This window comes from Paraburkholderia aromaticivorans, from assembly GCF_012689525.1.
GTDB lineage: Bacteria > Pseudomonadota > Gammaproteobacteria > Burkholderiales > Burkholderiaceae > Paraburkholderia > Paraburkholderia aromaticivorans_A.
The window spans coordinates 500,345-524,310 of sequence record NZ_CP051515.1 but is presented as its reverse complement, the minus strand read 5'-3'; the positions used below and the strand labels follow the sequence as shown (position 1 = coordinate 524,310).

The 23,966-nt window shown below is 62.0% G+C and carries 20 protein-coding genes; 4 read left to right on the top strand and 16 right to left on the bottom strand.

The window, feature by feature from the left end:
• Positions 1-123 precede the first annotated feature (123 nt).
• On the top strand, positions 124-2,859 hold the full coding sequence (locus HF916_RS14195; RefSeq protein WP_168789571.1) for a LuxR C-terminal-related transcriptional regulator: 2,736 nt from the start codon (positions 124-126) through the stop codon (positions 2,857-2,859).
• Positions 2,860-2,900: 41 nt separating this feature from the next.
• Here HF916_RS14195 and HF916_RS14190 read toward each other — a convergent pair whose 3' ends face one another.
• The 9 genes from HF916_RS14190 to HF916_RS14150 form a co-directional block, all read right to left on the bottom strand.
• On the bottom strand, positions 2,901-4,190 hold the full coding sequence (locus HF916_RS14190; RefSeq protein WP_240975542.1) for a DUF445 domain-containing protein: 1,290 nt from the start codon (positions 4,188-4,190) through the stop codon (positions 2,901-2,903).
• Positions 4,187-5,020 (bottom strand): poly(3-hydroxyalkanoate) depolymerase, encoded by an 834-nt coding sequence (phaZ, locus tag HF916_RS14185; protein ID WP_168789570.1) that lies wholly within the window; start codon positions 5,018-5,020, stop codon positions 4,187-4,189. Before phaZ ends, HF916_RS14190 begins: the two co-directional genes overlap by 4 nt.
• 71 nt (positions 5,021-5,091) lie before the next feature.
• A complete protein-coding gene (locus tag HF916_RS14180; protein WP_168789569.1) occupies positions 5,092-5,511 on the bottom strand; it encodes a phasin family protein in 420 nt (139 codons plus the stop codon).
• A gap of 72 nt (positions 5,512-5,583) precedes the next feature.
• Positions 5,584-7,299: an alpha/beta fold hydrolase gene (locus HF916_RS14175; protein ID WP_168789568.1), complete on the bottom strand. Its 1,716-nt coding sequence runs from the start codon at positions 7,297-7,299 to the stop codon at positions 5,584-5,586.
• A gap of 47 nt (positions 7,300-7,346) precedes the next feature.
• The gene (locus HF916_RS14170; protein WP_168789567.1) at positions 7,347-7,811 is read right to left on the bottom strand and encodes a MaoC family dehydratase; all 465 of its coding nucleotides are present in this window, start codon (positions 7,809-7,811) and stop codon (positions 7,347-7,349) included.
• A gap of 22 nt (positions 7,812-7,833) precedes the next feature.
• Entirely contained in the window at positions 7,834-9,477 is a 1,644-nt protein-coding gene (locus tag HF916_RS14165) for a fatty acid--CoA ligase (protein WP_168789566.1), read from the bottom strand.
• 306 nt (positions 9,478-9,783) lie between these two features.
• Positions 9,784-10,968: a porin gene (locus HF916_RS14160; protein WP_168789565.1), complete on the bottom strand. Its 1,185-nt coding sequence runs from the start codon at positions 10,966-10,968 to the stop codon at positions 9,784-9,786.
• Between the two features lie 103 nt (positions 10,969-11,071).
• Complete coding sequence (locus HF916_RS14155; RefSeq protein ID WP_346777728.1) at positions 11,072-12,907, bottom strand: long-chain fatty acid--CoA ligase; 1,836 nt, start codon at positions 12,905-12,907, stop codon at positions 11,072-11,074.
• Positions 12,908-12,921: 14 nt separating this feature from the next.
• Positions 12,922-15,051 (bottom strand): alpha/beta hydrolase fold domain-containing protein, encoded by a 2,130-nt coding sequence (locus HF916_RS14150; protein ID WP_168789564.1) that lies wholly within the window; start codon positions 15,049-15,051, stop codon positions 12,922-12,924.
• Between the two features lie 117 nt (positions 15,052-15,168).
• Here HF916_RS14150 and HF916_RS14145 point away from each other — a divergent pair, with 117 nt between their 5' ends.
• On the top strand, positions 15,169-15,816 hold the full coding sequence (locus HF916_RS14145; RefSeq protein WP_206001884.1) for a TetR/AcrR family transcriptional regulator: 648 nt from the start codon (positions 15,169-15,171) through the stop codon (positions 15,814-15,816).
• A 111-nt stretch (positions 15,817-15,927) separates the two neighbouring features.
• On the opposite strand, the gene HF916_RS14140 is transcribed toward HF916_RS14145, so the two are convergent.
• The 6 genes from HF916_RS14140 to HF916_RS14115 all read right to left on the bottom strand — a co-directional run bounded on the left by HF916_RS14140 (position 15,928) and on the right by HF916_RS14115 (position 21,446).
• Entirely contained in the window at positions 15,928-17,172 is a 1,245-nt protein-coding gene (locus HF916_RS14140; protein ID WP_168789562.1) for an acyl-CoA dehydrogenase family protein, read from the bottom strand.
• A gap of 68 nt (positions 17,173-17,240) precedes the next feature.
• A complete protein-coding gene (locus HF916_RS14135) occupies positions 17,241-18,005 on the bottom strand; it encodes an SDR family oxidoreductase (RefSeq protein WP_168789561.1) in 765 nt (254 codons plus the stop codon).
• Between the two features lie 44 nt (positions 18,006-18,049).
• Entirely contained in the window at positions 18,050-19,069 is a 1,020-nt protein-coding gene (locus tag HF916_RS14130; RefSeq protein ID WP_206001927.1) for a phosphotransferase, read from the bottom strand.
• Between the two features lie 22 nt (positions 19,070-19,091).
• A complete protein-coding gene (locus HF916_RS14125) occupies positions 19,092-19,766 on the bottom strand; it encodes a histidine phosphatase family protein (protein ID WP_168789559.1) in 675 nt (224 codons plus the stop codon).
• A 98-nt stretch (positions 19,767-19,864) separates the two neighbouring features.
• Positions 19,865-20,764, bottom strand: coding sequence for a LysR family transcriptional regulator (locus HF916_RS14120; protein ID WP_168789558.1), 900 nt, complete (start codon positions 20,762-20,764; stop codon positions 19,865-19,867).
• A 52-nt stretch (positions 20,765-20,816) separates the two neighbouring features.
• Complete coding sequence (locus tag HF916_RS14115) at positions 20,817-21,446, bottom strand: TetR/AcrR family transcriptional regulator (RefSeq protein WP_168789557.1); 630 nt, start codon at positions 21,444-21,446, stop codon at positions 20,817-20,819.
• A 153-nt stretch (positions 21,447-21,599) separates the two neighbouring features.
• Between HF916_RS14115 and HF916_RS14110 the strand changes: the two genes are divergently transcribed.
• Together HF916_RS14110 and HF916_RS14105 are read left to right on the top strand one after the other, a co-directional pair.
• Positions 21,600-22,721, top strand: coding sequence for an alkene reductase (locus tag HF916_RS14110; protein ID WP_168789556.1), 1,122 nt, complete (start codon positions 21,600-21,602; stop codon positions 22,719-22,721).
• Between the two features lie 37 nt (positions 22,722-22,758).
• Positions 22,759-23,160, top strand: a complete 402-nt coding sequence (locus HF916_RS14105; RefSeq protein ID WP_168789555.1) for a nuclear transport factor 2 family protein — start codon at positions 22,759-22,761, stop codon at positions 23,158-23,160.
• Between the two features lie 15 nt (positions 23,161-23,175).
• Here the strand turns inward: HF916_RS14105 and HF916_RS14100 are convergent, their stop codons facing one another.
• The gene (locus HF916_RS14100) at positions 23,176-23,925 is read right to left on the bottom strand and encodes a maleate cis-trans isomerase family protein (protein ID WP_206001883.1); all 750 of its coding nucleotides are present in this window, start codon (positions 23,923-23,925) and stop codon (positions 23,176-23,178) included.
• Between the last annotated feature and the right edge of the window lie 41 nt (positions 23,926-23,966).

Below are 23,966 nucleotides of genomic sequence, written 5' to 3'. Positions count from 1 at the left end.
GATGTCCTCTATGGAAACCATGGTGTACCCGCGAAGCGCTGCGCAATATCCCCCGTACAGGGGAGCGCGATCGCATGGACGGGGGAGGGCACCCAGGGAGAACCCAAATGCCCGAAGCAGTTCATGCGTCTGACCGAGGAACCGATGCTCTCCGAGAAGCTGCCCCTCCTGCTCGCTACGAAGGTTCTTCCGCCGCGCCTGTCGCCCGGGTTGATCGATCGTCCGCGCCTGTTCGATCTGGCGGTTCAGGCGGAGAACAAACGGCTCACCGTGATCAAAGCGCCGGCCGGCTTCGGCAAGACCTCGCTCGCGATTACGTGGCTCAACCGGCTCCGCGCACGCGGCGCGCGCGTCGCGTGGCTGTCGCTCGGTGACGAGGACGACGAACCCGCGCGCTTCCTCCACCATCTCGCGCAGGCGTTGCAGCATGCCTGCAACAATGTCGGCGCGTCAGCGATCGGCCTGACGGCGGCCACCTCTCTGATTCCGGCGCAGGCCATCGTCTCGACGCTGATCAACGACCTCGTCGAAGTCGAAGACGAGGTGTGTCTGTTCCTCGACGATTACCATCTGATCAACCTTCCGGCGATTCACGACGCGATGTCGTTCTTCATCGCGAACGCGCCGTCGCACGTGCACGTGATTGTTTGCACCCGTGTGGACTCCGCGCTGCCGCTCGCCAGGCTGAGAGCGCAAAACGAACTGCTGGAAGTCGACGCCTCAACACTGCGTTTCAATTTCGACGAGACGCGGTGCTTTGTCGAACGCGAATGCCCCGGCAGGCTAGGCACGTCCGGCGTGAAGTCGCTGCACGCGACCACGGAGGGCTGGGCGGCGGCGTTGCGCATTTCAGCGTCGGTGCTGTCGCGCGAAGAACCCAGGCCGGGTTGGGAGTCGAGTGCGCCGTCCGGCGCTTCACGGCCGTTCGCCGCCTACCTCGAAGATATGCTCACGCGCTTGCCCGACGACATGGTCGCCTTCATGCTGCGCACGGCGATACTCGACCGGTTGACTGCCCCGCTCTGCCAGGCGGTAACCGGCGTCAAGGCCAGCCAGAGCATGCTGGAAGCAATCGCCGCGCGCCAGTTGCTGCTGGAGCCGATGGATCTCGAAGGGCACTGGTTCCGCTATCACCCCCTGCTGGGCGAGTATCTGCGCCAACGGCTGGGCGCGCAGTCGGGCGACGAACTGGCGGATCTGCATCGCCGCGCGTGCCGGTGGTACGCGTCGCAGGAACTCTGGACAGACGCGGTCAGGCACGCGATCGCCGCAGGCGACACGGACGATGCGATCAACCTGATCGGCAACTGTGCGATGGCGCTCGTCAAGAAAGGCGACCTGCTGACACTGCTCGGCTGGCAACGGCGTTTTCCGGCGCACCTGATGCGAAGCCAGGTCGAGGTCACGCTGGCGATCGCCTGGGGCATGGCGCTCGCGATTCGATCGAACGATGCGCTCGCCATGCTGGATGCGATCGAGCGCGAGGCGCACGCGAGTGCCGACCCCGACAGCATCCGTTGGGAATGCCGGGTGATCCGCTCGGTCGTGGTCGCGCTTCAGGACGATCCGCAGGCGGCGCTCGCGATCGCGCAGCCGTGCCTCGACCGGCCGTCCACCGATATCTGGAGCACCAATGTCGCCTCCAACGTCGTGCGTTTCGCGCACTGGAAGGCGGGCAATCTCGAAGCGCTCTATGCGACGCCGTGGATCCCCTATTCGATCGAAGAGGACCAGCGCAACGTCTTCGCTTCGACCTACCGGCTGTGCCTGCTCGGCCATGCGGAGATGCAGCAGATGCACTTCGGCTTGGCCGAGCGGTATTTCACCGAGGCGATGCAGTTGGCCGAGCGTCACTCCGGTCCGCAATCCGTCGCCGCCGCGCTGTGCGCACCGATGATCGCGCAAATCCGCTACGAGCAGGGCCGGCTCGACGAAGCCGAAGCATTGCTCGTCGATCTCATGCCGGTGATCGATCTGGCGGTCCTGCTCGACAGCGCACTGATCGCCTACCGGATGCTCATCCGGATCGCGGCCGCGCGTTCCAATACCGTGCAGGCCTACGCGCTGCTCAACCAGGGCGAGGCGCTCGGCCATGCGCGCCACTGGCACCGGCTGATCGCGGGCGGCCTCGTCGAGCGCACGCGGCTCTACCTGCTGGAAGGCCGAATGACGGAAGCCGCGGGATGTGTCGCACAACTGGAACATCTCGCCGCGCCCGGCTCCGCTGGATCGCATGCCGTCTCGCCGGAGATCGGCACCTACCGCTCGCTCGCGGCGGCCTATCTCGCGATGGCCCAGAAGCGGGCGCAAGACGGCATTGAAATCGTGACCACCGCGTTGGCGGTCGTCGACGCACGGCACGAGAACTATCTCGCGCTACGTCTACGAAGCGTGCTCGCTCTGATCTGTCTGGGTGCCGACGAACGCGACCGCGCCGTCGAGATCTTTCGCGACGTGCTGAAGGAGGCCGCGGCCGCGGGCATCTACCAGTCGATCATCGACCTGTTTCCGGAAATCGGCGCGCTGCTGCAGGCCGTGCGCGACGACACGCGCGCGACCGTGCAGACGAAGGCGCTGCTGTGCTACGTGGATCGCCTGCTCGACGGCTGGCGGGCGCTGTACCAGCCCGGCAGCAAACCCACGCGGGACTCCGAACGGGAATCGCTCAGCGCACGCGAGCGCAACATCGTCGACCTGATCGCCGACGGGCAGTCGAACAAGGAAATCGCGCGCACCCTCGGCATCGCACCGGAAACCGTCAAGTCTCATGTGAAGAGCATCTTCATGAAGCTCTCGGTCGACAAGCGCGCACAAGCCGTCGCGCGCGCGCAGGCGCTGGGACTCGTGAAGCAGGGCTAGCAGGCTGTTCACGCATCTGACGAACTCGTGGCCCTTGCGTTTCACCGCGCGACCACGAGTGCGACCGCATGGAGCAGCACGCCGACCGTGCCGCCCACGAACGTGCCGTTGATCCGGATGTATTGCAGATCGCGGCCGATTTCCGCTTCGATCTTCCCGCTCACTTCATCCGCGTTCCAGCTTTTCACGACCTCGGTGATCAGCGCCGACAGTTCGCGCCGATAACGCACGACCAGTTCGTGAGCCAGCGCGAGCCACCAGGCGTTCAGCTTGTGCTGAATCGCGGGCTCGCTGCCCACGCCTCTCGCGAGCGACACCAGCATGCCCGCCAGCGCGCCGCGCAGCGCCGAATGCTCGTGCGCGAGATCGGCGCTCACGCGGGTGCACACGTAGTCGAGCAGCACGCGATACGAGTCCCCATTCCTGAAGTAGCGAATGCAGTCGCGCAGCAATGATTTGCCGACGCGGCGATGCACCACCGAGGTCTGCAACTGAACGATCAGGTCCTGCACCGCGTCGTCGAACTGATGACGAAGCTCGTGATCGGGATCTGCCGCCACGTCATGAAGCAGCGCGATGATGCCTTCGACGAATTTTCTGACGATATACGCGTCGAGCGGCACGGGCGTGTATCGCGAGGCCGCGCTGAATCTGGCCTTGATCATGTCCACGTTGGCCGTCAGCCACTTCTCCAGCGCCTCTAACCCGTGGTCCAGCAGCGGCTGATGCCGGCCGCCTTCCGTCAGCACTTTCAGCACGCTGCCGGCCGCACGGGACACATCGAGCGCACGCAATTGCGGTATCACCAGACGTTCGAAAAAGCGCTCGACGTCCGCTTCGTCTATCCCGTTCAGCAATCCCGGCAGCGAATCCGCGACGACATCGGCGATCGCCCGGCTGTTGTCCGGCACGGCGAGCCACTGCGCCAGCGCCCGCGCGGCGTTGTGGCCGCTCAGCCTGCCGATGATGAGCTCGGGCGTCAGGAAATTCTCTTCGACGAAGTTGCCGAGACTCTCGGCGATCCGCTGCTGGTTCTGCGGAATGATGGCCGTATGCGGAACCGGCAGACCGAACGGACGCCGGAACAACGCGACGACGGCATACCAGTCCGCGATCGCGCCGACCGTGCCCGCTTCCGCAAACGCGCGCAGCCATGCCAGCCACGGATACTCGCCCTGCCACACGACGGACAGGAGCAGCAGCGCGATCAGCACCGCGAGCAAACCCGTCGCGGTTCGCCGCATCCGCTTCAGGCGCAGCGCTTTCAGGTACTCGGGCGCAACGGCCGTGGCAGGCCGCGCACCTTCGTCGTCATTCGCGACGGCACTCAACCCGCCTCCTGCCGCAGAAACCGGCGTATCACGGGAGCGACGTCCTTGGCGCGCGTGATGAGGAACAGGTGGCCGTCGTCGATCACATAGAGCGTCGCGTGCGGGATGCGGGCGGCGAGAATCTTCGCGTTGGTCAGCGGGACGATGGGATCGTCGTTGCCGTGCATCACGAGCGTCGTCTGGCGCAATGCGCCGAGCCAGGGCAAGCTGGTCCAGCCCGCTGCGGCCAGCAACTGGTAGAGGTAGCCGCGGCCGCGGGGCGCCTGAATGTGCCGCGCGTGGTTCCGCAGCAACGACGGATCCCGCCGGTACGCACCGCCGTAGATTTCCGCGCCCACTTCCTGAAGATAGGCCGGATCGGTATAGCGGCGCGGTCCGATCAGCTTCGACAGCACCGACAGTTTCGCCGGCACCATGATGACGCCCGGCGAGGTCGCCGCGAGAATCAGCCGACGGCAACGCGCCGGATAGAGACGCGCGAACTGCTGCGCAAGCGCGCCGCCCCACGAAACGCCGAGCACGTCGACGGGCCCGTCGTAGCCGAGCCGCGATAGCAGCCGCTCGCTCAGCACGGACAGTGTCGAGAAGCGATACGGCACGACGGGCGCGGGCGAGCCGCCCACGCCGGGAACGTCGAAAATGATGACGCTCACGTCCTCGAGCGCAGCGACGAACGGCTCCACCAATTCGAGGTTGGCGCCGATGCCATTGAAAATGAGCAGCGGCGGCGACGCGTCGCTGCCCTGCCGCGTCGCGACACGCAACACCTGGCCGTTGACTTCGACCATCTGGATTTGCATGCCGGCGACAGACGCGGGAGTGGATTGCATATCGATCATCCGAACGGCCCTCTTATAAAGTTCGACATCGGGAGTTCGGCGTGCCGCATCGCGAGGCCGCCTTACTTCTTGGGTTGCAGCAGCGTCTTCAACTCTTCGACGTGCTCGGCGACGCGCTTCGTGACCACCGCAACGCTGTCCGACTGCGCGCGGTACGCGGTGTCGGCGAGTTCCTGCATGTCGATCAGCGCCTTGTGCAGTGCCTGTTGAACCACTTCGCCGGCTTTTGTGGGCTGGCCGCCGGACGCGCTCAAGCGACCGACCAGCGATTGCAGTTCGGTGAGCGTCGTTTTCAGGATGTCCACCTGCTTGTTGGCCAGCGACTGGACGCCCGCGAGTGCGGTGGTGTTGGCCTCGGCGAGCGCCTCGATGTCCTTGCGGCGCGATTCGAGAAGCGCGCCGGTGTCGATACCCGGCAGCTTGAACTGACTGATGAGCTTCGTGTACTCGGTGAAAATGCTGTTAGCGTTGGTTGAATCCATGATCAACTCTCCAAAAAAATTGCATCAGAAAAGGGATGGCCGTTAGTCGTTAGCCGGCCAAAAAGGTGTGCTTCACGCTTCCATCACGTAGGTGCCCGGCGCCTTGACGGCCGCCGGGTGCCGCTCGTTGCCGGGCGCGGCCGGCGCCGCGCGCAGGTCGCCGGAGCGTTCGCGCAGCCAGCCTGCCCAATTGCCCCACCACGACTCTTTCTCCGCCTGCGCGCCGGCCAGCCATGCGTCGGCATTCGCCGGCAAGCCGGCGTTGACGAAGTACTTCGCCTTCGGATTGCCGGGCGGGTTGATCAGACTCTGGATATGCCCGCTCGAACTCAGCACGAACCGCGTGTCGCCGCCGAACGTCCGCGCGGTGTTGTACACGCCTTTCCACGGCGTGATGTGATCCGTCATGCCCGCCACCACGTACTTGTCGCACGTGACGCCGGACAGGTCGATCGGCGTGCCCAGCACCGACAGCGCGCGCGGCTTGCTGAACAGATTGCCCACGAAGATGTCGAGCAGTTGCCCATGCATCCGCGCCGGCAGCCGGGTCGCGTCGTTGTTCCAGTAGAGGATGTCGAACGCGGGCGGCGTCTTGCCCAGCAGATAGTTGTTCACCCAGTAGTTCCATACCAGATCGTTGGGCCGCATCCACGCGAACACGCGCCCCATCTCCTCGCCGGCGAGCACACCCTTCGACAGGCTGTTCTGTTTCGCCGCCGCGATGGCTTCGGGCGTGGCGAACAGACCGAGCTGCGAGTCGGCCTTGTTGTCCAGCACGGCGACCATCAGCGTCGCGGCGTTGACAGCCGTTTCGCCGCGAGCCGCGAGATGGCCGAGCAGCGCGGAGATCGTCATTGCACCGGAGCACGCGCCGTGCAGATTGACATCGTCGCTGCCGGTGATGTCGCGCACCGCCGCGATCGCTTCGAGGAGCGCGCCGACGTACGTGTCGAGATCCCAGTGGCTCTGCGCCGCGGTCGGATTACGCCAGCTCACCATGAACACCTGGAACTCGCTCTTGACGAGGTAGTCCACGATGCTCTTGCCTTCGGACAGGTCGAACACATAAAACTTGTTGATCTGCGGCGGCACGATCAATTGCGGGCGGCTGTAGACCTGCGCGGTCGCCGGCGCATACTGGATCAGTTCGAGCACCTCGTTGCGAAACACCACCGCGCCCGGCGTCGTGCCGAGATTCTTGCCCACCTCGAACGCTGCCTTGTCGACCTGCGCGGGCATGCCCTGGTTCTGCAGCAGGTCCGTCATGAGGTTCTTCATGCCGCCCATGAGGCTCGCGCCGCCCGAATCGACGATCTTCTTCAACGCTTCAGGATTGCCCAACAGCGTGTTCGTCGGCGACAGCGCCTCCGTGAACAGCGACATCACGAACTGCGCGCGTTCCTTCGATTTCGGATCCAGCGCGGAGCGCTCGACAAATCCGCCAAGCGCGTCGCGCCATGCCAGGTAGCTCTGCAGCGTGATGCGGTAGAGCGAGTTGTCGCGCCAGGCAGGGTCGGCAAAACGCCTGTCGACCTTCGGCGACGCTTCCGCGCCCTCGCGGGCGCCGCCGTACAACGCGGCGATCAGTTCGCGCACGAGTGCCGCTTCCTGCTCGAGGACCAGCGCGGGTTGCCGCAGCGCCTGCGTGCCGATCTGCTGCGCGGTCGCCAGAATGTCGCACGGGCGCAGCCCGACAAACGGGTTGGGGCCCAGCATGCCTTCGGCGGCCGATGCCGCGAGATCATCCGTCTGATCGTTTCGCGACGCGTTGTCAGTTGTCTCCGCCATCTTGCTGCTCCTCGAACGACGCTTGGTTTTTTCAACAGTGGCAGGGATCATGCGACGAGCATCGCCAGTGACTCGGCGATCAAGGCCGGCTTGTCCTCGCCCTCGATCTGCAGTTCGTTCATCGTCTTCACGATGATCCGGCCGCCGCCCTTCGCTTCCACGGCCGCGAGGGTCACGCGGTTGCGCACCCGCGCGCCGGCCTTCACCGGTGTCATGAAGCGCACTTTGTCCAGGCCGTAGTTGAGGCCGGCCGACGCGTCCTCGGGAATCAGACCGATCTCGATGGCCAGCGCGGCCAGCAGCGAGAGCGTCAGATAACCGTGGGCGATCGTGCCGCCGAACGGGCTTTCGCGCTTCGCGCGTTCCACGTCCACGTGGATCCACTGCTTGTCGCCCGTGCATTGCGCGAAAGCGTCGATGCGCGCCTGATCGACCGTGACCCAGTCCGACACGCCCAGATCGCGGCCGACGAAGTCGTCGATCGTCGCGATGCGATAGTCCTTGATGCTCATCGTGCTTGCTCCTCGTGACCGGTTAGGCGAACTGCTCGCGCAGCCACTTCTTGTTCATCTTGCCGACGCTCGTCTTCTCCAGCGCGTCGATGAATTTGACGACCTGAGGCACCGCGTACTTCGAGATCTGCCCGGTGTGGCTGAATTTGAGAACGTGCTGTTTGATGTCGTCCTCGGTGACGACGGCGTCTGCCTTGAGCACCACCAGCGCCACGGGCCTTTCGCCCCACTTCTCGTCCTTGATGCCGATCACGGCGACTTCCGAGACGCCGGGGTGCAGCGAGATCAGGCTTTCGATCTCCAGCGACGAGACCCACTCGCCGCCGGACTTGATGACGTCCTTGATGCGGTCGGTGATCTGCAGATTGCCGGTCGTGTCGATGTTCGCGATGTCCTGCGTATGCAGGTAGCCGCCCGCCCAAAGTTGTTCCGACGCTTCAGGGTTGCCGAAGTAACCCTGAGTCAGCCACGGGGCGCGCGCGACAATCTCGCCATAGGCCCTGCCGTCGTGAACGACGTCCTTCATCGATTCGTCGACGATCCGCAGATCGACGAGCGGAACCGCCAGGCCAGTTTTGCAGCGCAGGCGCACCTGCTCTTCGGTGTCGAGTTGTTCATACCCCGGCGGAAGCTGCGCGAGACTCAGGACAGGGCCGGTCTCGGACATGCCATAGCCGGTGAACACGTCAATGCCGCGTTCCAATGCGGCATGGGCGATGCCGTGCGGCAGCGCGCTTCCGCCGATCACGACTTTCCATTTGCTGAAATCCGAGGACTTCGACTCCGGGCAGTTCAGCACCATGTGCAGAATCGTGCTGACGCAATGCGAGAACGTGACGCCCTCGTCGCGCATCAGCTTTACCAGTCGCTCGGGCACATAGCGGCCCGGATAGACCTGCTTCACGCCCAGCACCGTCGCGATGTACGGCATGCCCCATGCGTGCACATGGAACATCGGCGTCAGCGGCATATAGACATCGCCGCGATGAAAGCGCTGCCCCGACACCGGGCTTGCGAGCGCCGCCATCAGCGTGATGGTGTGCAGGACCAGTTGACGATGCGAGAAGTACACGCCCTTGGGCAGACCGGTCGTGCCCGTCGTATAGAACGTGGTGGCACGGGTGTTTTCGTCGAAGTCGGGAAAGTCGTAGTGCGTGGCGCTCGCCGCCAGCATCGCTTCGTATTCCGTCGCGAACGGAATGGTGTGCTCGCACGCCTCGCTGTCCGGCTCTTCGATCCGCACGAAGGTGCGTACCGTTTCGAGTTGATCTTTGATCGCTTCGACGACGGGCAGGAAATCGGCGTGAACGAACAGCACTTCGGCGCGCGCGTGATTGATCGTGTAGACGATCTCCGCCGGCGACAGCCGCACGTTGACGGTCTGCAACACGGCGCCCATCATCGGCACGGCGAAGTAGCTCTCCAGATAGCGATGACTGTCCCAGTCCATCACCGCGACCGTGCTGCCGTAGCGCACGCCCAGTCCGTCGAGACCGTTGGCGAGCCGCGCGATCCGTTCCTGCAACTGGCTGTAGGTCATCCGCAGCTGATCGCGGTAGACGATTTCCTGATTCGGCGCCTGAGCGAACGGCGTGTGCAGCAGGTTCTTGATCAGCAACGGATAAGCATAGGCGGATGGCGCCGCGCTGTGTACGGTGTCCTGCATCTGTGTCTCCTCGCATCTATGAATGGATAGCGGGCCGGCTCCGGCGCGTCGTTGCGTCGCGCATACGGTGGCGTCCCCGAGTGATGCCATGATCGGGGCGATCGGATAGGCGGGACCATCCCCTGAACGGGGGAGATCGATGGGGTGCCGGCGGAACTCGAAGACTGGCGGCGCTCGCGCGCTGGTGGGCGGCTGCGCGGGGTGACTCAGCGTCGCGGAAGAAGCGGCAGCGTAAAGCGAAGGTTGAAAAGGGAGCGATCGCTCCCGGCAGCGCTCTTTCAAGCCGCGTGTGGTGCGGGCGGCAGCCTAGAATAGATGCCGCACGCCAGCCATGACGCCCAGTTGGGTCGTACCGAACGCAGAACTCAGGGCGTTGACTCCCTGGAACTGGGCTCCAACCAGTCCGCCCCGGTACAGCGAGTAGTCCACCTCCAGATACGTATCCGTGCGTTTGGACCAGTTGTGGTCCGCAAGCAGCTGGAATTGCGTTGCGTTTCCATCGGCTGACTGTTTTTTCCCGGTCTGGATCGTCCGCCACACATTGGCGGAAAGATGGGTCGCATCGCCTACTGCCTGCGTCACCCCGCCGAAAAACATTTGCCGCGAACTGAATGTATTGAATTTAATCGCGGTCAACTCGGGCGAGCTGAATGGGCCGTTAGGAAAGTTGCCGACAAAGCCGGCGTCCTGCCGGTTCACGGCCCAGCCGGCAATGAACGTCGTACTGTCGAACGTATATGACCCGCCGGCGGTCCAGGATTTCAAGTGTGCGGCGCCGTTCACCGCATCGCGTGAGTCCAGGTACGCGGCGCCCAGGCGCAGCGGCGCACCGGGCAAATAAAGGACCGATGCCCCAATCTGGCTACCCGCGCCGAACGCGCCGGCATTGCCACCAAACGCATACGACACCTCCGCCGTCAGGTATTGCCATCGCGCCGTGTATTTGACCATGTTGCTTGTCCATACGCCCTGAGCCATCATGACTTCCGGCCGAAACTGGTAGAAGGTCGGCAGCCATGGATTAGTCACGAAGGCACTCAGAACTGCGTCAGAAAGGGGATTGAGCTGACGCCCCATCGTCAACTTTCCGAAGCTGGCCGATTGCAGGCCGACAAGAGCGGTATTGAAGAACGGATAGGCTGGGTCAGTGGCCCCCGAGTTCAGAAAAAAACGATCCTCGATCTGGAACAGGATCTTCGTGCCGCCTCCAATGTCCTCCGCGCCCTTAAGTCCGAAGTGGCTCTCGCTCTCGCCGCCTGCGAGTTGAACCTGGGAATCGCCGGCCGGATTCGCATGCGTCGTGTAGCGAATCCCGGCGTCCACAAGTCCATAGAGGGTCACCGACGACTGCGCGGTCACTGAGACGGAGTACAGCGTCGCAGTGCATAGAGCGCTGACGAACAGTCCTGTTTTGGCCGCACAGAGCACTTTCAATGTGCGCGAGCTGCTGCTCCGAACCAACCTGCCGAACAATCTCCCAACCTTTCTCATAGGGAATCTCCAGTTTTATGTTTATGTTGTACTACGAACTATTTAGATCCTACTTACCTGTCGTAACGACAAACGGCAGATCCGTCGACCCGCCGTCTTCGGATCAATCGTTCCGATGCGGCTTTTCAGCTTCTTGCAACAGTCTCCACTGGATTTTCCCGCTCGCTGTACGGGGCAAACTGTCGGCAAACTGAACGACGCGCGGCACCTTATACGACGCCATGTGCTCACGCGCCCACGACACAATGTCTTCTTCCGTCGCATGAACACCGTTCCGAAGCACGATGACGGCTTTTACCGACTCGCCTCGACGCGGATCGTGAGTCGCGATAACACACGCCTCCTGGACGGCGGGATGCTCGAATAGCATCGACTCGACTTCGGCCGGCCATACTTTGTAGCCGGATGCGTTGATCATGCGTTTCAGCCGGTCGACGACGAAGAAGTAGCCGTCGTGGTCCATATAGCCGAGGTCGCCTGTCCGCAGATACTGCTTTCCATCAATCGAAGCGAAGGCATCTCGTGTGGCTTCCGGAGAATTCCAATACCCGTTGAACACCTGAGGCCCGCTCACGAGAATTTCACCCGTTTCTCCTTCGCCAAGAGGTTTCAGTGTCTCTGGATCGACAACGAGTGAATATGTGCTGAAGATCGGCACGCCCATGCACTGTTGCTTGCTGTGCTGCGGCGGATTGATGTGGGTTGCCGCCATCGTTTCGGTGAGGCCATACCCCTCTACATACGGAATGCCCCAGCGCGCCTGAATCTGTTGCGCAACAGCCTGCGGCATCGCGGCGCCGCCCCCGCTCAGATAGGTAATGGAACTCAGATCGAACTTGCCAACGTCCGCAAGGTTCAGCAGGTCGATGAGCATGGTGGGAACGGTTACCCACGTGCTCACCCGGTGGCGTTCGATCAGATGTGCGGCGCAGGTCGCGTCCCAGCGGGTCATGAGCACCATGGTCGCGCCGATGTAGATCGGCATGTTCATGCAGTTCTGCATGCCGGTGACATGGAACAACGGCACGGAGCAGAGCATCACGCTCTCGTTCGGGAGGTTCGGCCATTCACCGCACGAGACCGTTGAATGCATCACGCTGCGATGGGTATGGATGCATCCTTTTGGACGCCCGGTCGTGCCGGACGTGTACGGAACAACCGCCAGATCGTCGGGACTGGATTCGTGGTCGCGCGCAACGCACGCACGAGCAAGCGCGTCATTCCAGCCGATCACGGCAGCATGGCCGTCGACAGCTAGGGCATGAAGCCGCGGCTCAACCGAAGTCAGAATGTCGGGCAGCGGCAAATCGGTCCGGTCGCGCAGATAGTCGGCATAGCGTGCGGTAATAACATGGTCCACGAAGCGGCCTGAGAGCGGCCTCACATGTTCCATGAGCTCTTCGCCGACAAAGGCGATTCTTGCGCCGCTATCCTCAAGAATGTGTTGCAGCTCCGAAGTCCGGTTCATTGGATTGACCGGCACGACTACCGCATCGGCGCGCAGGGCCGCATAGAAGGCAATGACGAACTGCGGACTGTTCTGCATATACAGGACAACGCGGTCGCCTCGGGCGATGCCGCAATGCTGCTGCAGGAATCCGGCCATGGCCTCCACTTCATCCCGCAGTCGCCTGTAGCTCACGGAATTGCCGTAATAAGCGATCGCGGACTTCTCCGGATGGCGGTTTGCTGAGACTTCGAGATTCGTGTACAGCGATGTCCGCGGCGCGGATAAATGGCGCGGCTCGCCGACCGGCCGACGCGTTGATGTTGCCGTCATGTCTACTCCGAGCGTGAGACGAAATGCAGTGGTATGGCGTAATGCGCTGACGCTGTTTGCTTCCGTCACGGACAAATCGCCCGTGACGGCACGCAGGATCGACCTACGCCAAAGACGTTTGCGCAAGCTGCCACGTTGAGGCACGGTGTCGAGCAGCAAGCGATTGCAGCTCGTTACTCCTGAAGCAGCCGGCGGCTCCACTGGCCTATCGCGTCGAGCGTTTCAGCGGTTTCCGGCAGGAACGGGAAGAGCGTGAAGACGTGAACCGAATCGGCCACCATTTTCAACGTCACATTCGCCCCGGCCGCCTTGGCCCGCTCCGCAAAACGAGTCGTATCGCTTTCCAGTACCTCGCCCTCCACGGCGGAAATGAACACCGGCGGCAGGTCTGCCAGGTCCGCGAACAGAGGCGAAACCATCGGATCTGTCGGCTCGTGGCCCTGGAAGTAGGACGCGACAAGGTTGGAAAGCGTCTCGCGATTCGCGGCCGGATCGTCTCCCGAATTCGCCATGACAGAGGGACCGCCCAGCGTGAGGTCGGTGAGCGGGCAGATTGCGATGACGCCGCCCGGCAAGGGCAAGCCCGCGCGACGTAGCGCGGCGCCCAGAGCCAGAGCCAGGCCGCCCCCGGACGATTCGCCGCTCATGAATATCGTCGACGGATCGACGCCCGAAGCGAGCAAGCCGCGATAGGCACTGAATGCGTCGTCGAATGCCGCCGGATAGGGATGCTCGGGGGCGAGACGATAGTCGACCGTGTAGCACGGACCGTTCAGCGCACGCGAAAGACGGCTTGCGTATTCAACCGAGCTCGTCGCCGAACCCAGCACGTAGCCGCCGCCGTGGAAGTGCAATACGGTCGCTTTTTGCCCTACGCCCGCGGCAACCACCCGCAACGAACTCACCCCGTGAAGATCGACTTCCGTCACTTCTGTGTCTGCGGGCGCAGGGAACTGCTCCAGAAGGAACCGTTCGTAAGCCGCCCGTTGCCCGCGGTCGCCACGCGCGATGTCATCCGGCGTGAACACGCCCTTCCAAAGATCGAAGGCGCGCTGGCTCTCGGGGCGCGCCATCCGCTTTCCTTCACGCGCCGCGCTCAAGCCCACGACCTCGCCCGGCGGCAGCTTGGCGGCCTTGAGAATGTCGTGCCCCCAGGCGAACGACCACGAAGCCTCAGCCAACGGGTCGATACGCGAGAGCCCCTTCAGGCGTCCGTTGCGTTGACGCACACGCGCCTCGTCAGGCTCGTGCGCCCAGTCGACGACAAATCGCGCTCCAGCCTGAATCCGCGTGGTACGCGGCTGACGACGCCGTTCGTATTCCAGAAGCGCGTCCTGAACGCCCGCCGGGCCATGGTCATTGAGGCAACTGGCGAGGACCCACGCGTCTTCGATCGCCTGGCAGGCACCTTGCGCAAGGTAAGGCACCATTGCGTGCGCGGCGTCGCCGAGCAAGGCGATCCGTCCGGTACTCCAGTGTTCGATCGGATCCCGGTGGTACATCCCCGTGATGAAAGCCGAGTCCACGGCTTCCAGTATGGTCTGGACGGTCGGCTCAGAACCCTCGAACGAGCGCCGCAGTTGTGCGACGTCCCCCGACTGCGTCCACGACTCACGGCTCACTTCAGTCGCCGGCACCGACGCCAGAATGCTGTAGAGGTCCTTACGAACCCAGTACGAGACGATGTTTCTGCCAACGCCGAACCAGTTGTTCCCGGCCACCGGCAGCCTCAGCCCTGTGAGCCGGTCCGCAGGGATCAGCGAGCGCCACATCAGAATGTTGGCGAACTGCTTCTCTTCGGGTCCCCGAAGGGCCGTTCGAACGGCCGAGTGAATGCCATCCGCACCAATCACGGCATCGCCACGAATCACTTCGCCGGTTTGCAGTGTGACGTAAGCGCCGTCTTCGTCCTGCGAAACGGACGCACACTCTGCGCCCAGCCGGACCACATTGGGCGGCAACGCCTTTGCGAGCAAATCGACCAGATCGGCCCGGTGAACGTTGTAGAGCAACGCGCCGTAACGCGCCTCGGCTTCCTTGCCGAGCGGCGCGACGTACAGCAGACGCCCCGTCGACAACTCGAGGTAATCGAAGCGCTCCGGCACGGTCGCAATGCTCGCCAGCGCCGGCTCGAGCCCCAGTTCACGGAGCACGATCGTGCCGTTCGCGGCAATCTGGACGCCCGCTCCCACCTCCGTCAACTGCGGCGCACGCTCCAGTACAATCGGCTCGATGCCATAGCGCAACAGCGCCAGGGCGGTTGTGAGGCCGCCAATGCCTCCTCCAACAATGACGATTTTCATGCTAAGTTTCTCCAACTGGGTTAGTTAACTCAGTTTAGTTAATTAACTCGAAACGGTAAAGTAATGGTTACATCAGGAAAACCCCTACGCTCGGATGGGGCTGAGACCCGAACTCGCTTGAAAGAGGAAGCGCAGCGTCTGTTCGCGTTGCGCGGATTGGATGGCGTGTCCGTGCAGGACATCATTTCCGCCGCAGGACAGCGAAATAGCGCGTCGTTGCGCTATTACTTTGGGAACAAACTTGAACTGGCACGCGAACTGGTCGTCGACGGCGCGCAGCTCATCGACGAAGATCGTCAGGCGCGGCTCGATAGACTGGAGGTAGAGGGTGGGATCACCGTGCGAGCGGTGTTGGGCGCGCTGATCTTTCCGATGCTTGATCTGGCGGAGCGCACGGGTCAGGCGACCTACATCCGCATGATCGCCAACTTGCAGTTGAACAACCGCGCGTTCTTGCGCGAGGCGTTAGAAAACAAGTGGAATCTGGGCTATCAGCGTTGCAACGCGCAGCTCCGCGACCTGCTTCCGCAGGTTCCGCTGTCGCTACTCGATCACAGACTGTCGCTCGTCGGCATCTATGGCAATGCAGCGCTGGCGGCGTGGGAAGCGAGCCGGGACAGTGGCGAGTCGGGACAGCTTTGGTCGCCCGACTATGCCGTGTCCAGCTTGATGGATACCTTTGAAAGCGTACTCGCTACAGAGCCGTCGGAAGAGACGCGGTCTCTGCTGAGTGAGTCGGAGGACGGCGGCCAGTCGTCGCGCTGACACACCGGCGATCGCGTTGGCGTATTCATGACCCGAAGCGTCATATTGCTCGGCGACCAGGGCGACGTTGTGTCGCCCGTAGAGGATTTCCGAAAAGGCCCGGCCTATGGCCTACACCGGCGTCGTCAAATAGGGATTGGCGCTTCCCGGCTCGTATCGCTGGGCCTTGATTTCCATGCGAGCGATGCTCTGCAGGTGAACCTCATCCGGGCCATCGGCAAAACGCAGCGCACGCCCCCAAGTCCAGCTATCCGCCAGAGGCGTATCGGGACTCAGCCCCATTGCGCCGAATACCTGTATCGCCCGCTCGCAGACGGCGGTATGCACGCTCGGCACAAGCGCCTTGATCATCGCGATTTCCTTGCGTGCTTCCTTCGCGCCCACGTTATCGATCATCCACGCAGCCTTCAGAACCAGCAGCCTCGCTTGATCGATTTCGATTCGCGACTTCGCGATCCACTCGGCGACCGAGCCGTGCTCATGCAGCGCCTTGCCGAATGCCGTGCGTGACTGGGCCCGTTCCACCATCAACTCGAGCGCGAGTTCAGCGGCGCCGATCGAACGCATGCAGTGATGAATCCGTCCCGGTCCAAGGCGCGCCTGAGCGAGCGCGAAGCCGCTCCCCTCTTCGCCGAGCAGATTCGACCGCGGTACGCGCACGCCTTTGAATTCGATCTCGCAGTGGCCTTCCGGCGCCACGTGATTGATTACCGTGATATTCCGGATCATCTTGACGCCCGGCGTATCGCGAGGCACGAGAATCATGCTTTGCTGACGGTGGGCCGGTGCGTCGGGGTCCGTTTTCCCCATCACGATGAAGATCTTGCAATTCGGGTGTGCCGCGTTCGTGATGAACCACTTTCGCCCATCGATGACATAGTCGTCTCCATCACGACGAATCGACGTGGTGATATTCGTCGCGTCCGAGGAAGCCACTGCCGGCTCCGTCATCGCAAACGCCGAGCGGATCTTGCCGTCGAGGAGAGGCTTGAGCCACTCTTCGCGCTGAGCCGGTGTGGCGAACATATGGAGCAGTTCCATATTGCCCGTGTCCGGAGCATTGCAGTTGAATACCTCGGAGGCCCACGATACGCGCCCCATGATCTCGGCCAAGGGGGCGTACTCGAGATTGGTCAGACCGGTGCCTGGCTCGTCATCCCGCAGATGCGGAAGGAAAAGATTCCAGAGGCCCTCCGCACGCGCCTGTTCCTTCAAGCTCTCCATGAAGGAGACGGGATATTGCCCCGCGCTCACTTCTTCATGCCATTGCCGGATGCGCGGAACGATATGCGTGTCCATAAACGCGCGCACCTGCGTGCGCAGCGCTTCCATTTTCGGGCTATATGAGAAATCCATTTTTAATCTTCCTGATTGCTGGTAAATGTCGTCGATGCATCGTCCAATACCGTGCACCGACCTGGTGACTAAATCGTCAGTCCACCGTCGACGACAATGCACTCCCCATTGGTATAGCTCGCGGCATCGGAGACGAGGTAAAGCACGGTACCCGCCATCTCGCGAGGCTCCGCGTGACGGCGCAGCGGGATTTTCGACATCCAGCTTTCATACGTGCCCTGATCGTCGAACAGCGCCCCGGCAAATCGGGTTTTGGTCAAACCTGGGAGCAGCGCATTCACCCGAATCCCCAACGGCCCACACTCTTTCGCGAATGCCCGCGTCATGTTGACGACGGCCGCTTTCGTGATCGAGTAGATCCCCTGCTTGTCGCCCGGCTGTAACGCGTTGACGGAAGCCGTGTTGACAATCGCACCGCCGCCGTTCTCCCGCATCAACTTGCCAGCTTCCACAGACATGAAGAAGTAACCGCGCAAATTGACTTCGACCGTTTTTTCGAAAGACACCAGATCGGTATCGAGAATATGGCCGAAATAGGGATTCGTCGCCGCGTTGTTGACCAGGATATCCAGACGGCCATGCCGCGCACGAATATCCTGGAAGATCGCGAGAATGTCCTCGACGCGACCGACATGACACGGTTTTGCCTCTGCGCTCCCGCCTGCGCTCCTGATCTCGCTCGCCACCGCCTCGCAATCTTCGAGCTTGCGGCTCGATACGATGACGTGGGCGCCTTGCTCGGCGAGCAACCTGGCAATCTCCTCACCGATACCTCGGCTGGCACCGGTAACCAGTGCAACCTTTCCTTTCAGACTAAACAAATTAGTAGTCACGATCAGCCTCTGTGTGTTTCAGGTTTCCACTTTCCCGCCTGCCGTCAGATCAGCTCAACGCCCATCTTCGCAAGCGCCCCTGCCATCTCTCCGACCTGGCGCGCCTTGTCATTCGACGCATTGCCGCCCAACGCCCGCTTCTTTACGCCCTGTGCGATGGCGGCAAGCCGGAAGAAGCTGAACGCAAGGTAGAAGTTCCAGTTCTCAATCGACGCAATTCCCCGCAGCCGACAGTACTGTTCGATGATCACCGCCTCATCCGGCACGCCCAACTCCGTCCTGTTCAACCCTTGAAGCCCGGCGATATGACCGGCGGGAGGGAGTCGCAAACACATGCAGAAGTAAGCGAGGTCGGCCAGAGGATTGCCGAGCGTGGAGAGTTCCCAATCGAGAACCGCGCGAACCTGCGACGAGCCACGCTCGAAAATAAGGTTGTCGATACGGAAATCGCCGTGCACGAGCGAAGGCTTGCCGGCTTCGACCGGGCAGTGCGCCGGCAGCCACTCGATCAGTGCCTCGACAGATTCGAGCGCGTCGGTCTGCGCTGCACGATACTGTTTGGTCCATACGTCGATCTGGCGCGCGAAATAATTTCCGGGGCGACCGTAGTCGGCTAGACCAACCGCTTCGACATCCACGTCATGGAGGGCCGCCATCGTCCCGAGCAGAGCATCGTAAATGGCGCCGCGCTCGCCGACGGGCACTTCCGGCAACGCCGGATTCCAGAAGATGTGTCCGTCCTCGAAACTCATGACGTAGAACATGCTGCCAATGACGTCACGATCCTCGCAAAGGTGAAATGCGCGCGCGACAGGGACCGGCGTTTGGTCGAGGGCCGTTAACACGCGGAATTCACGGTCCACCGCGTGCGCGGACTTGAGCAACATGCCGGGCGGCTGACGCCGCAAGACATAGCTGCCGCTTTGCGCTCTCAGAAGAAAAGTTGGATTGGATTGTCCACCAACAAATTTCTCGACGGACAACGGCCCCTTAAACCCGGGCACGTGCGCCGTCAGATAACGCGTGAGTTTTTCGACGTCGAATTGAAGGCCAGTATTCATAATGTTGCGGGAGTCCCGATTCGAATCAACCGTAGGTGACGAATTCGCGCCTCTCGATAGGCTCGAGATGAGGCAGCGAGTTGAAGGTGACTAGCGACATCGCAGTGTCGTTAAAGACGTATTGGCAAACGCTGCTATTTCGGATCTGCATGTTGAGCGCAATGGCGGTCGCCGCCGGCGCCTGCAGAATCTGCTGGGCAAAGACAGCAATCGGACCGCCGGAACTCACCACCAGAACCCGCCTGCCTCCCGCTCGCAGGATGGCGAGACGTGCGCGCTCGACGCGCGACTGGAACTGTCGCCACGTTTCGGGAACCCGTCCCGGCAAGAGATCGTCGGACCAAAGTTGCAGCACTTTGTTGAGCCGCTTGTAAAAGCTCTTCTTCGAACTTTCGGCAGAAGAGCTCAGCGGAAACTCGTCCTCGCCGAGAGCCGCAAACAAGCCCTGGAAATCGTATTCGTTCAAACCCGCGTCTTGCACGACCTCGACTTGCAAACCTCGCATCGCTGCGAGCAGTGCGTCAGCGGTTTGCTCATGCCGTCGCATCGTGCCGATGACAACCCGATCGAACGCCAGGTCGTTCTGCGCGAAGTACTCTCCGAGCCATCGCGATTGTTGGCAACCGGAAGGTGATAGCTCGTCGTAGTTTGCCGCGCCGAAAGACGCCTGACCGTGCCGTACAAGGTAGAGTTCCGCCATGTCGTCCTCGTCTAAACATGACTAGAACAATACCGATCCCCGCATCATTCAGGAAATTTATTGTTGTGATAGCTAGCGATATATTTTCGTGATACCGACTATGGATTCGCCTCCCGCATGAGACCGCCGATCTGCTCGCGCAGCCAACGGTGCGCCGGATCGCCGGTGACGCTTCGGTGCCAGTAGCAATGTGACTCGAGATTGGGAAGATCGAACGGCAACTCCAGGATACGTGCGTCATAACGCTGAAGCAGCGTGAGCGGTGCGGTAAGGACGAGATCGGTCCGCATCGCGATCAAGGGGGCGACCAGATAGTGCTGAACCCGCGTCTGGATCGCACGCCTGAGACCTAGCTTGTTGAGTTCCGCGTCGACGAGACCGGGCCCCTGCCGCCGGCTGGACACGTGGATGTGACCGAACCCGAGGTAGTCATCGATGGTTAGCTTCTTCTTCGAAAACGGGTGGTCCTGACGCAGCATGCATGCATACCGGTCCCGGCTCAACGGCTCCTGCTCGAGGTAGGGGTCGTCGAGCAGCGGCGCATCGATCGCCAGATTGACCGCGCCGCTCGCCAATGCTTCAGGCACATCTCTGCGCGTCGTGAAATAGCTTTCGATGCGTATGCCGGGTGCGAGGCGTTGCAGAACTTCCTCCAGCGCAGGGAGCAGCAACGCCTCGGTCAGGTCGTTCATGCTCAGCCGGAAGGTTCGTTCCGACGAAGCCGGATCGAATAGTTCGCCGGCATGGGTACTCGAATCGAGCAGTTGTAGCGCCTCGCGGACGCGCCCAATGATGTTTTCGGAAACCGGAGTCGGCACCATGCCGGCCGACGTGCTCACAAAGAGTTGATCGTCGAACGCCTTGCGCATACGCGCCAACGCATTGCTGACAGCAGGCTGCGTGATAAATAGCATCTCCGCTGCACGCGTCAGGTTTCGCGTTTTATAGACTGCTTCGAAAACAACGAACAGATTGAGATCAATCTTCGATAGAGGCATTTTTCGGGTTCCCTGACGCCACCTGGAGTGCTAGTCCCTCTTTCGCTGGAAGTCAGCGCTTGCCCTGCCCCTCTTCCAGCGCGAGCTTTCTGAGCAGCGTCTGACGATTCGCGTTCAGTATTTCCTCTCCGAGTTGGGGATTGGCATCGGCTACCGCCCGCGACAGGATCAGCGCACCGACCATCTCGCTGTAGAACGCGATGGCCTCCCGGCGCGCTTCGTCCGTCTCGCCGCTTTCGGCGCGCTGTTCCGCGACGAGCGCTGTGAACGTTTCAAGCATCGTTTGCAGGCCGCTTGCGAAGTGCGACTGTGCCTCATGGCCAAGCCGGCGCACGTCCGCGGTGAGGCCGGCTATCGCGCAACCCTGCTCGATATCGCTGCAATGCGTGCCGGACAGGTAGAAGTCCACCTGTCGCTTCAGGCGGTTCCCGCCCGGCTCGAGCGGCGCGGCAATGGCTTCTTGCAGGTCGCGGTTGGACTTGTCCATCGCGGTCGCCACGACTTCAGCGGCCAGCGCCTCCTTCGATTCGAAGTGGTTGTAGAAGCCGCCCTGGGTAAAGCCCGCGGCCTTCATCAGCGCGCTCAGGCCCACACCGTCGATGCCATGCGCACGGAACAACTTCTCCGAAGCCGTAATGATGGTCTTCCGGTTCTCCACCACCTGCTGTTTTGAAACGCCCATCGTTCAATGCTCCCACGCCGTTGTCAGCTCGATTATAACCATCTTCGAAAAATACAATGGTGATCGACATTGACTTTTCGCGATCGGCCCATCAGACTCAATGTCAATCACCATTGTGTTCGGTGAATCCTTCAAACGTCGTAGGAAATCTCTATGAACATCGAAAGCAACCAGCCCCTGCACAAGCCGATTCGGCTGGGGGACCTCGATCTGCCCAACCGCATCGTCATGGCGCCGTTGACGCGCACGCGCGCGGCGAATCCCGAGCTTGTGCCGACGGCCTTGCACGCCGAGTACTATGCGCAGCGCGCCTCGGCGGGGCTGATTGTCAGCGAAGGCGTTTTCGTCAGCCCCGAGGCAGTCGGCTGGGCAAACGTGCCCGGACTCTGGAGCGAAGCCCAGATGCGTGGCTGGAGCACGGTGACGGACGCCGTACATCGCGCGGGTGGCCGGATCGTCGCGCAACTCTGGCACACGGGTTCGTTGGGGCATCCGGATTTCCACGCCGGCAAGGCGCCGCGATCCGCGTCAGCGGTCAATCCGGAGCAGCAGAGCGTGACCGCGGCCGGCCGCAAGGACACCGTGGTCCCGCGTGCCATGGAGAAGGACGAGATCCGTCGCGCGGTCGCCGACTTTGGCCGGGCCGCACGCAACGCGATCGCGGCCGGCTTTGACGGCGTGCAGATCCAGGGCGGCTATCACTATCTGTTCAACCAGTTCCTCAACGTTCGCACCAATCTGCGTACGGATGCATACGGCGGTTCGACACAGAACCGGGCGCGTTTTCTGTTCGAAGTCGTGGAAACGGTGGTCGAGGCAGTCGGGGCGCAGCGCACCGGCATCAAGACGGGACCTGCAACGTCGGAGACGGGTGCATTCGTGTCCAATGACGAAACGCTTGCCACCTCCGAATACGTCATCGGCCGGCTCAACGAATTCGATCTCTCTCATCTACTGCTGATGGGCGCAATGGCCGACCTGTCGGCGACGCCGCTCGCAGCATTGGCCGGCGATGGCATGTTCCGCCATTTCCGTGAGCTCTACCGCGGCAACATCATTGCCAACGTCGATATGGATCGTGCGCGCGGCAATCGGCTGATCGAAGCCGGGCTCGTCGATATGGTCGCGTTTGGCCGACCGTTCATTGCCAATCCGGATCTGCCGGCGCGCTTTGCCGTCGATGCGCCGCTTGCCGAAGTCGACTGGCCGAAGGTCTACGGCGCGACAGCCGAGGGTTACACCGACTATCCGTCCTTTCAGGCCGTGGCGGCATGACACGCCGCCACGCCATCCACCTTTCAGGAAAACCATCATGACCACCACGACCGAAGTAGCCAACAAGGCCTTTGTACTCGAAGCGTTCGATACGCTTTTCAACCAACGCGACTACGCCGCCGCCGAGCGTTTCTGGTCGCCCGACTATATCCAGCACAGCGCGCATATCGCACCGGGGCGCGACGGTCTGTTCAACCTGATCAAGACCTTGCCGCCGACATTGCGATACGAACCCGGCGTGATCGTGGCGGACGGCGATTATGTGATCGTGCATGGGCGCTTTTCAGGTCATGGGCGCCCCGCCGCATGGGTCGCCGCCGATATCCTGCGCTTTGCGGGCGGCGTGCTGGCCGAGCATTGGGACGTGCTGCAGGACGAGGCAAGCAAGGCCGAGTCGAATAGCGGCCTGCCTATGTTCGGGGATAGCTTTCCGAGCTGACTCGCCCGTTGCCCATCACGCGCCGGAAAGCAACGCTCCGGCGCCAGGGACGATCGGCTCGAGCTTGAGATGATCCAGCATGCGCCGCACGGTGCATACCGCAGTCGAGACCGTGCGGATTCCCAACATGTCTTCAATGCGCTGAATCGCCGGCAATGAGGGCATCTGGACGCATGCGGACGCTACGACTACGTCAGCGCCTTCGGTATTCAGGCGCCGAACGTCGTCGACCAGTTGCATCGGATCGCGCAAACCGACTTCGAGGTTATCGGGAATTTCAAAGCAGAGGGAATCGATGACTTCGATTCCTTCGTTTTCGATGTAAGCAACAACCAGGTCGGTCAACGGGCGCATATACGGCGCCATCAGCGAAATCCGACGAGCGCCCATGATCTTCAGGCCTTCCACCAAAGCGCCCGCGGAGGTCATGACGGGTGCGAGGCAATGATTGGCGCGCGCGACCTCCAACAGCTCGCGCTCAGTTTCCCGATGATAGCCGGGCCCCATCGCCATGATCGCGACCAGGCACGCGGTGCTCATGACATCGACACGAGCGTCGGCGAGTTCCGCCGCGCAGCGCAAGCCTTCCTTGTTCATCGCGACCAATTCTTCCTTCGTGACCTTGTGCATTCTCATCCGGCTCGAATGGAAAGTGAACCGCTCGGGGCGAATGGCTTCACGGGCACGCAACATGGCCGGAATCTCGGTTTCCATGGTCGTATTCGAGCTTGGAACAATCTGTCCAATACGAAAGTTTTGAGGCATTTTTCAAATCTCCGAAATAAAGTTAGACATCCCAAATGATG

Excerpts from the sequence above, each read along its gene's own strand:
- HF916_RS14195 (WP_168789571.1), top strand. The coding sequence starts at position 124 with ATGCGTCTGACCGAGGAACCGATGCTCTCCGAGAAGCTGCCCCTCCTG.
- phaZ (WP_168789570.1), bottom strand. The coding sequence starts at position 5,020 with ATGCAATCCACTCCCGCGTCTGTCGCCGGCATGCAAATCCAGATGGTC.
- HF916_RS14180 (WP_168789569.1), bottom strand. The coding sequence starts at position 5,511 with ATGGATTCAACCAACGCTAACAGCATTTTCACCGAGTACACGAAGCTC.
- HF916_RS14175 (WP_168789568.1), bottom strand. The coding sequence starts at position 7,299 with ATGGCGGAGACAACTGACAACGCGTCGCGAAACGATCAGACGGATGAT.
- HF916_RS14170 (WP_168789567.1), bottom strand. The coding sequence starts at position 7,811 with ATGAGCATCAAGGACTATCGCATCGCGACGATCGACGACTTCGTCGGC.
- HF916_RS14165 (WP_168789566.1), bottom strand. The coding sequence starts at position 9,477 with ATGCAGGACACCGTACACAGCGCGGCGCCATCCGCCTATGCTTATCCG.
- HF916_RS14160 (WP_168789565.1), bottom strand. The coding sequence starts at position 10,968 with ATGAGAAAGGTTGGGAGATTGTTCGGCAGGTTGGTTCGGAGCAGCAGC.
- HF916_RS14150 (WP_168789564.1), bottom strand. The coding sequence starts at position 15,051 with ATGAAAATCGTCATTGTTGGAGGAGGCATTGGCGGCCTCACAACCGCC.
- HF916_RS14140 (WP_168789562.1), bottom strand. The coding sequence starts at position 17,172 with ATGGATTTCTCATATAGCCCGAAAATGGAAGCGCTGCGCACGCAGGTG.
- HF916_RS14125 (WP_168789559.1), bottom strand. The coding sequence starts at position 19,766 with ATGGCGGAACTCTACCTTGTACGGCACGGTCAGGCGTCTTTCGGCGCG.
- HF916_RS14120 (WP_168789558.1), bottom strand. The coding sequence starts at position 20,764 with ATGCCTCTATCGAAGATTGATCTCAATCTGTTCGTTGTTTTCGAAGCA.
- HF916_RS14115 (WP_168789557.1), bottom strand. The coding sequence starts at position 21,446 with ATGGGCGTTTCAAAACAGCAGGTGGTGGAGAACCGGAAGACCATCATT.
- HF916_RS14110 (WP_168789556.1), top strand. The coding sequence starts at position 21,600 with ATGAACATCGAAAGCAACCAGCCCCTGCACAAGCCGATTCGGCTGGGG.
- HF916_RS14105 (WP_168789555.1), top strand. The coding sequence starts at position 22,759 with ATGACCACCACGACCGAAGTAGCCAACAAGGCCTTTGTACTCGAAGCG.
- HF916_RS14100 (WP_206001883.1), bottom strand. The coding sequence starts at position 23,925 with ATGCCTCAAAACTTTCGTATTGGACAGATTGTTCCAAGCTCGAATACG.